The following is a 14,042-nucleotide window of genomic DNA, read 5'->3' as shown; positions in this document are numbered from 1 at the left end:
CTGCGTAGATTTGCTTTATTTGGCTATCGTCTTACTTATACAACCATGATAAATCGGAAACATCAGAACCTCTGGCAAGCCGCACTTTTTCTGCTGGCTTTTTTCAGCCTGAATACCAGTTGGGCGCAAATTAAGTCCAGCGCGGTAGCGGCCATCAATGAAAAGGATATTAAGCGCGATCTTTTTGCCCTCGCGGGCGATCACTTTCGAGGTCGGGAAGCCGGTACACTCGATGAATTAAAAGCGTCGGTCTGGATTGCCGATCAATTGCGGGCAATGGGCCTGCAACCTGCTGGTGATGATGGTACGTTCTTTCAATTCTTTCATATTCAGCGTACACGCATCACCGAAACCAGCCGTTTGAGCATTGGCACTCACCAGCTTACGCATGGTCAGGATGCGTTTATTCTGGCTCCCGCTATCGCATCGGTCAATGCTCCGTTAGTTTATGTTGGTCAGGGAACACCCGACGAACTGGCGAAAGTTGATATAAAAGGGAAAGCTGTTGCGCTGGAGTTTTCGGGGAAAGGACCATCCGAAATTAGCTATCGACGTTTTTTGTTTGGCACCATGAACAGCCGAGCTGCCGAACTGGTGAAAGCTGGAGCGTTGGCCGTAGTCTGGGTATCAAACGCCGATGCGCAATCTTATTTCGAACGCTGGACAACGAGCCTTGAGCGCGGTCGTTACGATTTGCCCGGAGGAACCAATACGCGCGTATTTTCGCAGGCACCAACGGTCTGGTTGCCAGCCAGTGCGCTCGACTGGGTAAAACAACCGGGTCAGCAGTTTACCAACGTAGTAAACGTAGAAAGTTTCAATTATCCGTCTGTCAATATTGTCGCAAAGGTTCCCGGCACCGATCCTACACTTAAAAATGAGCACGTATTGTTCAGTACGCATCAGGACCACGACGGCGTTCGTCGGGCGGTAGCGGGTGATTCGATCTGGAACGGCGCCGACGATAATGCCAGTGGTTGTGTGGCCACGATGGCAATCGGGCGTGCTTTTGCGCAGAAACCCGGCAAACGGTCGGCTCTGTTTGTGTTTCATGGAGCAGAAGAACGTGGTTTGTTAGGCTCTAGATACTACGTTGAAAACCCGACCGTTCCCCGGTCGTCAATTGTTGCCGTACTGAATGCCGAAATGATTGGCCGAAACGCTGCTGACAGCGTTTGTATTCTGGGCCAACAGCCTCCGCACCGGAATTCAAAGGATTTAGTTGACGTAGCGTTGTCGATCAATAAGGCCGAAACGCACTTCAAACTTGATACGTTGTGGGATAAACCAGCGCATCCCGAAGGCTGGTACTTCCGTTCTGATCATCTCCCCTACGCTCGCGCTAACGTACCGGCCATCGCATTTACAAGTCTGCTCCATCCTGATTATCACACGCCTAAAGATGAGCCCGAACGTATCAATACGGCCAAAGTGACACGTATTGCCAAATGGATTTACCTGACCGGCTGGGACGTAGCAAATCGGCAGAAACGTGTGCAACTGGATAAAGATTTTAAACTGGAGCGATAAGATATCTTTATGAAAACACAACTAATGCGACTGCCAACGTACTATTTGCTGGCGCTGGCTCTGCTAACGGCCTGTCATCGCCCACCCGCCAAACAAGCCGTTTATTTTCCGACAAAAGGCAATTGGGAACAACGGACTCCGGAACAGGTCGGCATGGATGCTACGTTGCTGTCCCAGGCTGTAGACTTTGCCAAAACGCAGGAAACCAGGCAGATGCCCCGCGACTTTTCGACCCAGGAAGAAATTTTCGGTAAGCTACTCGGGCCGATGCCGTCCACTCGCGCAACGACAAACGGGATCATTCTACGTCACGGTTATATTGTGGCCGAATGGGGCGAAACCCAACAGCCTGACCCGACCTATAGCGTTGCCAAAAGTGTTTTATCGACCGTTGTCGGTATTTCCGTTGACAAGGGGTTGATTCCCGATATTCACGACCCGGTTGCCAAACTAATCCACGACGGTGGCTATGATTCGGAACAAAACCGGGCCGTTACGTGGGAACATCATGTGCAGCAAACCAGCGAATGGGAAGGTTCGTTATGGGGCAAAAACAGCGATTTTGTTGGAAAAGAAGCCTTTGGTCGAGGAGAGCGAAAACCACGTCAGCTTCAGAAGCCCGGTTCGTTTTATGAGTATAACGACGTACGTATCAATCGCATGGCGCTTTCGCTGCTACGTTTATGGAAAAAGCCAATACCGGATGTAGTGCGCGACGAAATCATGAACCCAATTGGTGCTTCGGATACATGGCGCTACGTTACGTATCCGAATGCTGTGGCAGAGGTTGATGGAAAACAAATGCCGTCAGTTAGTGGTGGTACACGCTGGGGCGGTGGTCTCTGGATAAACTCGCGCGACGAAGCCCGGTTTGGTTATCTGTTTTTACGTCAGGGACGCTGGAATAATAAACAAATTGTATCGTCGGATTGGGTAAAACAAGCGACCAAGCCTAGCCCGCTTGGGCCCGATTATGGCTATTTATGGTGGCTCAATACAGGAACCAGTTCAACCGGTAAGAAAGCGTGGCCCGATGCCCCTGCCACGAGTTTTGCCGCTATCGGTGCCGGGTCAAATCTTATCTGGGTCGATCCAGAACACGATTTGGTGATTGTGTGGCGTTGGCACGATGACAATCCGAACGAGTTTCTAAAACGGGTACTGGCGGCTGTAAAACCTTAATCCGGATACTTACTGTTCACTACCCGCATTACGTGCCATGCCAAACTGATTTTCATATTCGCGTAAATCCTCGGGGGCGGTCATACCTCCCGCTCCCGTTGGCCATCTGCATGCCACTAGCTGGTTCATACTTTTGGCAGTAACTGAAACCTGATTACTCTGGTTGCCGCCAAGAATGGCCAACGATTTTCCAATTTTTCCGACAACGAAACCAACATGACCTCCACCTTTGCGTTTAAACCGAGCTATACAGCCGAAGACTGGTTTATTTTTAGAAGTTTGCTGCCCATAGTCATCAAAACTACTTGATCGGGTAGCAGCTATACCAGTAGCCGAGAGCGGTAATCCGGCCTTGCCTAACACCCAATTTACAAAGCTGGCGCACCAGGGCACTTCATCAGTTTCTGCGGAAGCATAGCCGGCATGATGATATTCCATCACTTGTGAATCGTGCTTTTTACCGACAATTTCACTAACACCTACTTCCTGAAACGCAATACGAACCCAATCGGGAATTGCTAACGTTCCGGGGTCAACCGTCCAGGCATGTCGTCCTGTTTTACGATCAACCACTAGCACACGCCGGTAATGGTTACCAAAGTAATAGAAATCCGTTTGATTGCGTCCACGTTCACTGATTTGCCTAATCGCTAACCCATCATTAATATGAATAAAACCCTTCTGTGGTAACGCCTGAGTTGTATCTATATACGCTTTGAAACTTGGCGTCATCTTTTCGCCCCGCTTTGGGCGTTGGCCAGGTTTAAGGTTAGTCCCGTCCATCTGCGCAGCCTGTACTGGAGTCATTTTATAAACCCGCTGCAATAAGCTTTGCGCCTGAAGAGTGTGAGCAGGTTGAATCGTCGTTTGGTCAATGTACGAATGGTTACCCTTTCCAAGCATCTCGACAAGAAAATGAGCCATTGCTTCAACAGTATCACTGGTGTTATTATTAACTCTATATTCCATAGTAAAATCTTGTTTTAAGCACAAAATTCCACCAGCCCGGCCACGTAGCAGACAAAAAAAATGTTCACTACCAAAGCATTTCAGGCCTGATAGTGAACAAGTTAATACGTATAAAACAGTTACTGGCTAAGCTTTTATTAAGCGGTAAAGCAAAATTAGGCTTCGGCTATTTCTCTATACTTACCGGCTCAACCTGATATTTGTACCTATACTCAATCAGATCAGCCACCAAACCTGTCCAGCCAGTTTGGTGACTCGTTCCCAAGCCCATACCATTATCGCCATTGAAGTATTCGAAGAAGAGATAAAGATCCTGAAAATGAGGATCTTTCTGCATCTTTTCATAAGGCCCATACGCAGCAATATTACCATTGGCATCACGCCGGAAGATGTTAATGAGTCGTTCGGCTACCTGAACGGCAGCTTCTTTCACACTCATAACATGACCTGAATTGGTTGGATATTCAACTTCGAAATCGTCGCCATAGTAGCGGTAGAATTTCAGAAGTGAGTCAATCAACAGAAAGTTTACCGGAAACCAGATCGGTCCACGCCAGTTCGAATTGCCGCCAAACATGCTCATTTCCGATTCGGCTGGTACGTATTTCACCTGAAATATTTCGCCGTTTAACTCAAATTGGTACGGTGTTTTTTCGTGATGTTTCGACAACGCCCGAATACCGTAGTCTGACAGAAACTCCGATTCATCGAACATCCGTTTCAGAATCATTTTCATCCGGTGACCACGTAACAAACTCAAAAGGTGCGTTTCGCCTTTACCGGGTTCGTGCCAGCGCGAAACCAGCGATGCCAGATCGGGCCGGTTGGTCAATACCCACTCCACACGACGCTTAAAATCAGGGAGTTTCGAGAGCAACTCCTCGTCCAGAATCTCAACGGCAAACAACGGAATCAGCCCTACCATCGACCGGATTTTCAGCAGTCGGGCATTGTGGTCGGGCATGTGTAATACGTCGTAATAGAATTGGTCGATTTCGTCCCAGAGGCTAATATTCTGACGACCCAGATTATTCATGGCCGACGCAATGTGCAGGAAGTGCTCAAAAAACTTACTCGCCATATCCTGATAGCTCGGCCGGGTCAGGGCAATTTCACAGGCAATACGTAGCATGTTGAGCGTGTACATCGCCATCCAGCCTGTACCATCAGCCTGCTCAATACGTCCACCCATCGGTAGCGGCTGACTCCGATCAAATACTCCAATGTTATCCAGCCCAAGGAATCCACCGCCAAATATATTGTTGCCCGATACGTCTTTCCGATTCACCCACCATGTAAAATTGAGCAGGAGTTTATGGAAAATACGTTCCAGAAAATTCACATCGCCAACGCCGTTCTGTTCTTTATCAATTTCGTACACCTGCCACGTAGCCCAAGCGTGAACGGGTGGGTTTACATCACTAAAATTCCATTCATAAGCCGGGATCTGACCGTTCGGATGCATGTAATACTCCCGCAGAACAACGGCCAACTGGCGTTTGGCAAAGTGGGCATCGAGCCGGGCCAGTGTAAGTGTATGAAAGGCTAAATCCCAGGCCGCAAACCACGGATATTCCCATTTGTCGGGCATCGACAGGATGTTTGCCGTATACATATGCCGCCAGGTTTCATTTCGGGCATATACCCTCCCCTGAAAGGGAACCGGCATTTTAGGATCTCCCTTAAGCCACTCGTTTACGTTGTAATAATAAAACTGCTTGCTCCAGAGCATTCCGGCATACGCCTGCCGCTGAATTTCCCGCAATTCCGGATCAGTTACGTTTTTCTGAAGATCGGCATAAAAGGAATTAGCTTCGTCCAGCCGCTTGTTCCAGATATCATCAAAATCCTGAAAAGGATGGTGCAGCGTTGTTTGTTCACTGAACCGAAGCCGGATGGTAACACTCTCGCCCGGCGCAATTTTTTTGACGTATTGTGCGGAGGCTTTCGTTCCAATCTGATTCGGATTGATATACCCTTTCTTCCCGCCCGACGTAATGTAATTGTTGATACTGTCTTTGGGGTATTTCGCTACGTTTGGCCGACCGTAGAGCCGTTCGGTATTCGTATCGTTATCGCAGAACAGCAGCGCATCAGCATCTTCGCAGTAGAGTTTGTATTTTCCCAACTGCTTATGATTCACCTCAATCTGATTATTAGCAATGCCATTCAACATCGGGCGAGCGTTGTATTGCTCATAGCCCCAGGCCCAGGTATTTCGGAACCAGATCGTTGGCAATAGCGTAAGCGGAGCCGTTTTATCTGACCGATTGTGGGCGGTTATCTTCACCAGCCAATCGTTCTGATCGGTTTTGGCGTATTCAATGAAAATGTCGAAATACTCATCTTTATCGAAAATGCCCGTATCCATCAGCTCAAATTCAGGGTCCTGTCGCCCCCGGCGCGATGATTCGATAATCAGCCGGTTGTACGGAAACTCCTGCTGCGGATACTTATAAAGCATTTTCATGTACGAATGCGTAGGGGTGCTATCCAAATAATAGTATAGCTCTTTTACGTCTTCGCCATGATTTCCTTCTGGCCCGGTAAGCCCAAAAAGCCGCTCTTTAATGATGGTATCTTTATGATTCCAGACCCCTAACGCAAAGCATATATGGCCTTTATTGTCTGAAATACCACCAATACCTTCTTCACCCCAGCGATAGGCGCGAGAGCGCGCCATATCGTGCGATACGAAATTCCAGGCATCACCATACGGGCTATAATCTTCACGGACAGTGCCCCAGGAGCGTTCGGAAAGATAGGGTCCCCATTTTTTCCAGCCTTTATTGTCGGCTCGTTCGTAAATGCGTTCGCGTTCGGCAGTAGGCATAAAGCTTAGTAATAGTCAACTACGGTAGGTTAATGTAGGGCTAAATCGATTAACCCGCAAAATAGGCATCAAATATAGTATGCGTGCCGAGTATTTGGCCGAAAAAAATAGGCCAGATTTTACTTTTTACACGCTTGATGGTCAGATCAATAACCTTCATTGATGCGCTGAGGTTTTCTCAGTACAAATTTCGACGCACAAATCTGGCAGAAGTCATTTATCAAAATGGACCTTTTGCCTCAATCCGATCCGCTTTTTTCGCTGCCCCCGGCATTTCACCCCGCTTATCTTTTGCAGGAAGTGGCGTTCCTTGCTCTCGGTCATACCAATCGGGAGTTAACTGTTTCGGCACGGTATCGCCCGTCTGGTTCTGCCACGTTTTCAATACGTTACGTAACGTATTGATGACCGATGCATACGTAACATCCTGAATACGGTTCTGAATTTGCAGTGAATCGACACGGTTATCGTAGAATTCTTCATGAGGGCGAGGCACTACAAATACGTCTTCCTGCAACGTAGTAAGTTTTTGAACTTTATGCACTTTTTTTAGCGAAAGAGCCGCCGGACTCTGATTGCCATCAATCGGCCCACCGTTGTCCAGTGCAGTACGTTCGTTCAGAATGTATAGAAAATCTTTGGTACGTACCGAACGCTCATACGCTTCGTAATCGTGCCAGTTATGTTCGCCAAATACGTATTTCCGAAATTCCTTTTTCGGATGCGTCAATAATTCCGCAAAACTGGTGCCCTGTATACTGGAAGCAGGCCGAATACTTGCCAGCGAAAGTAAGGTTGGGGCCAGATCAACACTACTAATCAAGGCATCCACTACGTTTCGTTTGGGAATACCTACGGGCCAGCACATCAGAAATGGCGTTTTTAGCCCCCGATCCTGCAAACGGGTTTTACTGCCGGGAAAAGGCCGGGCGTTATCGGCCATAAACACAATCAACGTATTTTCGGCAATACCCTGCCGCTTGAGTTCCTGTTGCAGTTCGCCAACGTAGTGATCGAGCCGACCGATCTCGTTGTAATAAGAAGCCATATCCTGACGCGTTTCTTTGGTATCAACCAGCGTTGGCGGTATTGTCACGTCGGTTTCGGGCTTATGCGCATTTGGAAACTTATCGGCCGACCAGTTGCGGTGGGCGTCGAAAGGAGCCAGCCAGAAGAAAAAAGGTTTGTTTTTCGGACGGACACGTAACACGTTCAGCCATTGATCTTCGCCACCGGGGCCGTTGAGTTTTTCACCTGCCAGCAACGTATCATAAGCGCGCTTGGTGGCGGGGCCTTCGTGCCATTTCCCCAGCAGAGCCGTGTAATAGCCCGACAATTTCAATTGCTCCGGAAAAAAAGCCAGATGGGCAGGCAACGGGCTATGCAGTTCGGCGGCACCAGTATTGTGCGGGTATCGTCCGGTAAGAATACTCGTCCGACTGGGGCTACACGAACTCGACGTTACGTACATATTCGTAAAGCGAAGACCTTCGCGAGCGAGTTGGTCGATATGTGGCGTTTTTACGGTTGGGTTGCCGTAACAGCCAATATCATCCCAACTAATGTCGTCGCCAATAATCAGGATAATATTGGGCGGAGTGCGCTCCGTTAGCGTTGTCGAATGGATAAACAGAATTCCTGCAACTGCAAGCAGAAAGCTGACTACCAATACATTAAAAATCCGCTTTTTCAATAATCTGGAGAACGTAACCATCAGATCTCTATTTCGTTAAACGTTACGTACTAATCAAACTGACTCCTTATTTTTTATATGGAAATTTCAAGATATACCCCTTTTTACCATCGCCTTCACTGGCTATAAATAAATCGCCGTTGGGGGCAAAACAAATACCTTCGGGCTGACGAAACAGTTTAGGATCAAGTGGCTCGGAATAAATGACTTTAGCCCGTCGGCTGGTGATAATCAGTCGTTTCCCGGCTGATGTCAGTACATACCATTCGCCTGTGATTGGATGCACCGCAATGCCCGACGGTTTATAATCTTTTGGCGAAATACCAGCGTCTTTCAACTGCTCATCGTTCAGGCTCATATCCTTAAAAACCGCCCGATTTAGCAAATCGAAGGAATAGACCGCTTTATCACTCGATTCGCCACCACCATTTTTTACGGCAATGAGTAGACGCTTCGTTTTAGGGTCGTAACCAAGTCCTTCTACTTCGGTTTTTTTTGGCAGGTCAGTTTTGGTACGTCCAATCTCCTTCGATTCGGGCTTGAAGCGAAACAGATTACCATTACTTTCCAGTACATAAACCTCATCGTTTACGTATTCAATACCCTCAAAATCACCGTATCCACCAAAACCGAACTCGTTGGTTACTCTACCTTTACGTGTATCAAATTCATAAACAACCGCTTCTTCGTCCTGAACACAGAGCAATTTTTCGTCCTTGTAATACGTCAGCCCTGATATTTCCTTCAATGCTTTAGGGAGTGTGTATGTTTCGGCTGGTACATTGAGCTGATATGGCAATTGAAATGGCGCGGCAATGACTTCAGTTTCAGGCTTATCGGTCTTTTTTGATGAAGGGCCACAGCCAGCAGCCAGCAGTGCCAGCATCCAAGTAATACGTTTCATAGGCAATAGGATTTAAGGTAAAGGTACAAGGCATCCACAAACTTTCGAATCCAACTTATCTCACCATTCTCATTGCGTAAAAATCACACAATAAGAAGCGCCATTCATACACCTGAAATCCAGACTCATAGCCCAAAAAACGGCATTTAGCAAGAATGATTTTACGGGGCAAAAATGCCGATACAACTTTGCTACGTCAAACGAAAACAACATACCACTATGAAAAAAATAGCCATTCTGATGCTGGGCCTGACCATTGCTACAGCATCGTTCGCCCAAGCTACCGAAGCCCCTGCCACTAGCGTTTCGATTACAACCGATCAGAAACTGAAACTCATTGTCGACAAAGAATCGGCTGTAGCAACAGTTCGTCTCCGCGATGCAGAAGGCCACGTTCTGTACTCCGAAAACGCCAATTTAACCGACGGCCTCCGGCAGATTTTCGACCTTACTCAACTGGATTATGGTACGTATCAGCTCATCGTTTCGGTTGGCAAGCAGCAGGTTGTGAAAGAGTTTACAATTGGCGATGTGCCTTCCCAGAAAATAATTGAGGTTCGCTCATAAGGCTGAAGAAGGCATTCGCCCAACCAAAACCGGCATTCCGCCGGTTTCTTTTTTGCCAAATGAACAGGATGAATAGTTTTGTATAATGACCGCATCCACCTCCACATACCGTCTGACTACTGCTCAGCGATGGCAACTGGCTCTGAGCGTATTTGTCATTTACTGGCCCATCCGCATGTATGTCAATGGCGCGTCGCTGAACTGGCTTTTGATGCCACGTAATATTCCATTCTGGATTCTTCAGATTATTGTCAGCATTCTGTTTTTATATCTGTGGATCAATGTAATGGAATGGCTTCAGCAACGCTACGTTACCCGGTTTGGCGATGGCTTCTTCATTGAGTTCAAAATTCCAGCCCAGATTGCTACGTTGTTTATAGCCAGCATTTTAGCCGTTACGTTCAACGTCGTTTTCACCTCATTATGGCATAATCTGGACGAAGTGCTGGAAAAGCAATATGGTTTCAATCAATTTCAGGAAACACGCCCACCACGCCCCCAAAGTCCAACCCGTTCTCCGGAAGAACGTCGTCGAAATCGCGACCAGCGGGGCAGGGTCAATAACGGCCTGACGGTAATGGCCATGATATCTACCTTTTATCTGGCCGCCAACCGCCGGGCCAATCGCCGACTGGAAGATGTACAGGTTAGGGCCGAACGCTTGGAAAAAGAAAATTTACAGGCCCAATTTGCTGCGCTCAAAAGTCAGGTAAACCCTCATTTTCTGTTTAATAGCCTGAGTATTTTATCATCGCTGGTTCATGCCGATGCCGATTTGTCGGAGAAGTTCATCGATCAATTATCACGAGCGTACCGTTATATTCTCGAACAGAAAGACAATGAACGGGTCTTACTGAAAACGGAACTAGAGTTTATTCAGGCGTATCGGTTTCTGCTGAACATCCGGTTTGAGAACAAATTCGACATCAGCATCGACGTACCGAAGGAAGCTCAAAACCGATACAGTATTGCGCCATTAACGTTGCAATTGTTGGTCGAAAATGCAGTTAAGCACAATCGCATGTCAACCAAAGAACCACTGCACGTATCGATTCAGATCGAAGACAATTGTCTGGTTGTAAAGAATAACCTGCAACAACGCCCACAAACCGAAACGTCGACCGGCGTTGGCTTGCAAAATATCATTAACCGCTACGCCTTGCTTACCGATCAGCCGGTTTGGGTAGGCGAAAGCGACGGAAATTTTGTTGTAAAAGTCCCACTATTAAATGGCGAAAGAGCGAAAGAATGAAAGAGCGATAGGTTCTAACGTAGTGCTATTTACTAGCCATTTCCTGTCGCTTTTTCATTCTTTCGCTCTTTCGCACTTTACCTTATGAACGTTGTAATTATTGAAGATGAAAACCTGACAGCCAAACGACTCGAAGGCTTACTCCATAAATACGACCCCACTATTACAGTTCTGGCCCGCATTCCATCAGTGGCCGAAGCAACGGTCTGGTTTAATGAACCCCACCCCACCGTCGATTTGGTGTTTATGGATATTCACCTCGAAGATGATCTCGGTTTTCGCATTTTCGAGCAGGCCGAGTTAACTACTCCGGTTGTTTTCACCACGGCTTATGATGAGTATATGATTCAGGCTTTTAAGGTAAACAGTATCGATTACCTGCTGAAGCCTATCAATTACGATGAACTGGTAGCCGCTATCGAAAAATTCAAAGCCCTGAAGAAGCAATTCGGGCAGGATGCTCCCGCAAATCCAGATATCGAAACCTTATTGAATCTGATCGGAAAACCTCGGGAAACTGATTATAAAGACCGATTTATGATTACGGTCGGCACAAAAATTCGAAGTATTCCAACAACCGATATTGGCTATTTTTATTTGGAGGAAAAGGTGGTATTTCTCGTAACAAAAGACGGGCTGAATCTACCAGTCGACTATAGTCTCGATAAGCTCGTTCAATTATTAAATCCCCGGCATTTTTTCCGGATCAGTCGTCAGTTTCTGGTATCGCTTCCGGCCATCCAAACAATTCATACGTTCTCAGCAGGCAAGCTCAAACTCGAACTGCAACCCAAGGCCCGTCAGGAAGTCTTCGTCAGTGGCGACCGCATGACGGAATTTAAGGAGTGGCTAGGCAAATAGATCCTATGCTGACGTATCGGGCCTGAAATCGCTACGTTAACGGCTAGTATTTTCCTTCGCTTCCACCACCGCCAAAATTACCCCCACCGAAACGCAGGTCATTTTGGTGCGATTGCTGGGCTGTACCCGTAGCATGGACTACGGCGGCTGTTGCTACGTTCGTTAGAAATTCGTTGGGCGAATCTTCGTCAGGAGCGTCTGTAAAGCCGAATTTTGGTTTCTGAAGATACCGTATTCCGGCCACGGCAATGCTTATCAGAAGCAGACCGCCGATGGCTAGTGCTACGTTGAGGGGCACCAATGCTACGTATTCATGCAGGGTTATTACAGCGGCTATCAACCCTAAGGCTCCCAGAATAATCAGCATTCGATTCCGCTTCGTTAGTCCCTGGCTTAGGTAGATGCCCGGAATCAGAAACGTAAGTAGCCAGAATAAACTCGAAAGCGAAATTTCGGGCGTTCCGCCTAACGTACCATTCCGAATTTCGGGGCCGCTAAGTAAACCATTCAGTTCACGAACAACGAAATAGTTTCCGCTGGCAGCCAGTACGATAAGTGCAATCCACTGGACCAAATTAAGCGGATCGACGTAGTACGTTTCGCGCGGATAACGTTGAAAAAACTGCCGTACAGCTACGTACAACAGCCCTGAAATAGCCATCATCACGAACGGCAACACGTCTTTACCCCAGTCGTATTTAATCAGGCTATCGAAAACAAAAGCGTAAAAAACCGACAGAGCAAAGAACGCAATCAACGTATCGCCGTAGTACCAAAGCACCAGAAGAAGCAACGGCAACGTAACCAGGCAATGTGTAGCTACCGACAAACTATCTGGCAACAGTTGATTAAGACCAAACGCCAGAAAACCAGCTAACGTAGCAACAAACGCATTGTCGATGCCATTTCGATAAAGTAATCTGCGATTAATGAGTAATTGCCCGATGAAACCGGTAACTACACCCGCCACCAGATTGAAAATGGCATAGGCTTTCTGGTCGGAAATAGCACCCCAGAAAATGCTGGCAGGCAACATATAACAGGCCAGAATAGCTACGGTTGTAAACAGAAACAGACCAATTTCAATGAACCCATTCGTTTGTCTGAAATCAACCGGATACGCTTGCTGAACCTGAGCCACCTGTTCATCCGACAAAAGTCCCTGCCTGTGCCAACGTTCGGCCTGTTCAACAATCGAGCGATTATAAATCCATTGTTTATTATATGCTTTCATAGGCAATAAGGCATGAGTAAGTTAACGCTACGTTGTTGACTTACGCTTTCTTACGTTTGGGTAACTGACTCATTAGATAATATACTACACCGATTCCGGTCAGGATAAAATACCAGTAATACGTATCGTCGGTATCAGGTCTCAGGTAATGAAAGAAAAGATACGTAACACCAATGTAACCGTAAACTACGCTCATCAGCAGAAACAAAAATGATTGATCTTTTCGGGCGTATCGGTCAAGGACAATGCAGGAAACAATCAGGCCAGCTGCAAAAAATAGCCGCATCTCCTCGAAATTAAACAGCCCCCCCAACAGTGCCACCATAAGCAGGTTACCAGCCATTGTGAGGTAGGTGTAGGTAAAATGAGGTTTGATACGTCGATGCTCCAGCCAGAAGGCCGTACCGAGTAATACCAACGCTAATCCGATTGCCGAAAAAACGGTTGTCTGATCAAAGAAGTTGGTTTTAAAATACAGTTCGAGCGGCCTTACCGTTACGCCAACCCAAGAAATCAGCGCTGTCAGGGCCATTCCCAAAACACCCCGATGATCGAAGCGATAGGCCAGTGGCAAGAACAAAATAGCCGGAAGTAACGTAACTAGCCCGTAACGTTCGCCAAATACGTTATACGCATATTGGGCGTAACCTTCGAGCGTCAGGAAAAGCAGGCAACCTAGCACAAGCGCATAATCACCGAAAGTTGAGCGGCTTTTTGTTTCTGCTGGCGACCAGTTGGGCCGGAACCGCCAGGCGAAGTAAAAGCAACCAACACAGGCAATAGCGATGGCTGCCAGTAACGCGCCGTGGCCAATCTGATCGAAATTATCATATACCAGCAGGCCCACTCCGGAACTGAGCAGCAAAATACCAATATAGAGCATCGACCGAAGTTCCCAGTGTATAGAAAACGGTCGGTTCTGCTCTATTTCGGCAATCTCCGCTTGTTGTTTAGCCTCGATAAAGCCTTGTTTATTCAGCTCGTTTAGTACGTCGGTTGGGGACATAAACGGTTGTT

Annotated in this window: 11 protein-coding genes; 5 read left to right on the top strand and 6 right to left on the bottom strand. The window is 47.3% G+C overall.

The features are described 5' to 3' along the window. Positions 1-45: 45 nt before the first annotated feature. Complete coding sequence (locus ACYVD4_RS22770; RefSeq protein ID WP_460949667.1) at positions 46-1,530, top strand: M28 family peptidase; 1,485 nt, start codon at positions 46-48, stop codon at positions 1,528-1,530. A gap of 9 nt (positions 1,531-1,539) precedes the next feature. Further along, positions 1,540-2,712 carry a serine hydrolase domain-containing protein gene (locus ACYVD4_RS22765; RefSeq protein WP_460949666.1) on the top strand — a complete coding sequence of 391 codons (1,173 nt, stop codon included), beginning with the start codon at positions 1,540-1,542 and terminating at the stop codon, positions 2,710-2,712. A gap of 9 nt (positions 2,713-2,721) precedes the next feature. On the opposite strand, the gene ACYVD4_RS22760 is transcribed toward ACYVD4_RS22765, so the two are convergent. The 4 genes from ACYVD4_RS22760 to ACYVD4_RS22745 form a co-directional block, all read right to left on the bottom strand. Then, positions 2,722-3,681: a TIGR02594 family protein gene (locus ACYVD4_RS22760; protein ID WP_460949665.1), complete on the bottom strand. Its 960-nt coding sequence runs from the start codon at positions 3,679-3,681 to the stop codon at positions 2,722-2,724. A gap of 166 nt (positions 3,682-3,847) precedes the next feature. Then, the gene (locus tag ACYVD4_RS22755) at positions 3,848-6,514 is read right to left on the bottom strand and encodes an MGH1-like glycoside hydrolase domain-containing protein (protein ID WP_460949663.1); all 2,667 of its coding nucleotides are present in this window, start codon (positions 6,512-6,514) and stop codon (positions 3,848-3,850) included. Positions 6,515-6,734: 220 nt separating this feature from the next. Continuing rightward, positions 6,735-8,228 carry a sulfatase family protein gene (locus ACYVD4_RS22750; protein WP_460949661.1) on the bottom strand — a complete coding sequence of 498 codons (1,494 nt, stop codon included), beginning with the start codon at positions 8,226-8,228 and terminating at the stop codon, positions 6,735-6,737. Positions 8,229-8,274: 46 nt separating this feature from the next. Further along, positions 8,275-9,111, bottom strand: a complete 837-nt coding sequence (locus ACYVD4_RS22745) for an SdiA-regulated domain-containing protein (protein WP_460949660.1) — start codon at positions 9,109-9,111, stop codon at positions 8,275-8,277. A gap of 219 nt (positions 9,112-9,330) precedes the next feature. On the opposite strand from ACYVD4_RS22745, the gene ACYVD4_RS22740 reads away from it, so the two are divergent. The 3 genes from ACYVD4_RS22740 (at position 9,331) to ACYVD4_RS22730 (ending at position 11,791) form a co-directional block, all read left to right on the top strand. Further along, on the top strand, positions 9,331-9,678 hold the full coding sequence (locus tag ACYVD4_RS22740) for a T9SS C-terminal target domain-containing protein (protein WP_460949659.1): 348 nt from the start codon (positions 9,331-9,333) through the stop codon (positions 9,676-9,678). Positions 9,679-9,763: 85 nt separating this feature from the next. After that, positions 9,764-10,930, top strand: a complete 1,167-nt coding sequence (locus ACYVD4_RS22735) for a sensor histidine kinase (protein ID WP_460949657.1) — start codon at positions 9,764-9,766, stop codon at positions 10,928-10,930. Between the two features lie 84 nt (positions 10,931-11,014). After that, entirely contained in the window at positions 11,015-11,791 is a 777-nt protein-coding gene (locus tag ACYVD4_RS22730; protein WP_460949655.1) for a LytR/AlgR family response regulator transcription factor, read from the top strand. A 43-nt stretch (positions 11,792-11,834) separates the two neighbouring features. Here ACYVD4_RS22730 and ACYVD4_RS22725 read toward each other — a convergent pair whose 3' ends face one another. Continuing rightward, on the bottom strand, positions 11,835-13,025 hold the full coding sequence (locus tag ACYVD4_RS22725; protein ID WP_460949654.1) for a hypothetical protein: 1,191 nt from the start codon (positions 13,023-13,025) through the stop codon (positions 11,835-11,837). Between the two features lie 40 nt (positions 13,026-13,065). Beyond that, the gene (locus tag ACYVD4_RS22720; RefSeq protein WP_460949653.1) at positions 13,066-14,031 is read right to left on the bottom strand and encodes a DUF2157 domain-containing protein; all 966 of its coding nucleotides are present in this window, start codon (positions 14,029-14,031) and stop codon (positions 13,066-13,068) included. Positions 14,032-14,042 lie beyond the last annotated feature (11 nt).

Source organism: Spirosoma daeguense, assembly GCF_054776875.1.
This window is presented reverse-complemented; position numbering and strand designations above follow the sequence as displayed.

Bases quoted from the DNA above. Each gene is read 5' to 3' on its own strand.
- ACYVD4_RS22725 (WP_460949654.1), bottom strand. From the start codon at position 13,025: ATGAAAGCATATAATAAACAATGGATTTATAATCGCTCGATTGTTGAA.
- ACYVD4_RS22730 (WP_460949655.1), top strand. From the start codon at position 11,015: ATGAACGTTGTAATTATTGAAGATGAAAACCTGACAGCCAAACGACTC.
- ACYVD4_RS22740 (WP_460949659.1), top strand. From the start codon at position 9,331: ATGAAAAAAATAGCCATTCTGATGCTGGGCCTGACCATTGCTACAGCA.
- ACYVD4_RS22750 (WP_460949661.1), bottom strand. From the start codon at position 8,228: ATGGTTACGTTCTCCAGATTATTGAAAAAGCGGATTTTTAATGTATTG.
- ACYVD4_RS22745 (WP_460949660.1), bottom strand. From the start codon at position 9,111: ATGAAACGTATTACTTGGATGCTGGCACTGCTGGCTGCTGGCTGTGGC.
- ACYVD4_RS22770 (WP_460949667.1), top strand. From the start codon at position 46: ATGATAAATCGGAAACATCAGAACCTCTGGCAAGCCGCACTTTTTCTG.
- ACYVD4_RS22720 (WP_460949653.1), bottom strand. From the start codon at position 14,031: ATGTCCCCAACCGACGTACTAAACGAGCTGAATAAACAAGGCTTTATC.
- ACYVD4_RS22735 (WP_460949657.1), top strand. From the start codon at position 9,764: ATGACCGCATCCACCTCCACATACCGTCTGACTACTGCTCAGCGATGG.
- ACYVD4_RS22755 (WP_460949663.1), bottom strand. From the start codon at position 6,514: ATGCCTACTGCCGAACGCGAACGCATTTACGAACGAGCCGACAATAAA.
- ACYVD4_RS22765 (WP_460949666.1), top strand. From the start codon at position 1,540: ATGAAAACACAACTAATGCGACTGCCAACGTACTATTTGCTGGCGCTG.
- ACYVD4_RS22760 (WP_460949665.1), bottom strand. From the start codon at position 3,681: ATGGAATATAGAGTTAATAATAACACCAGTGATACTGTTGAAGCAATG.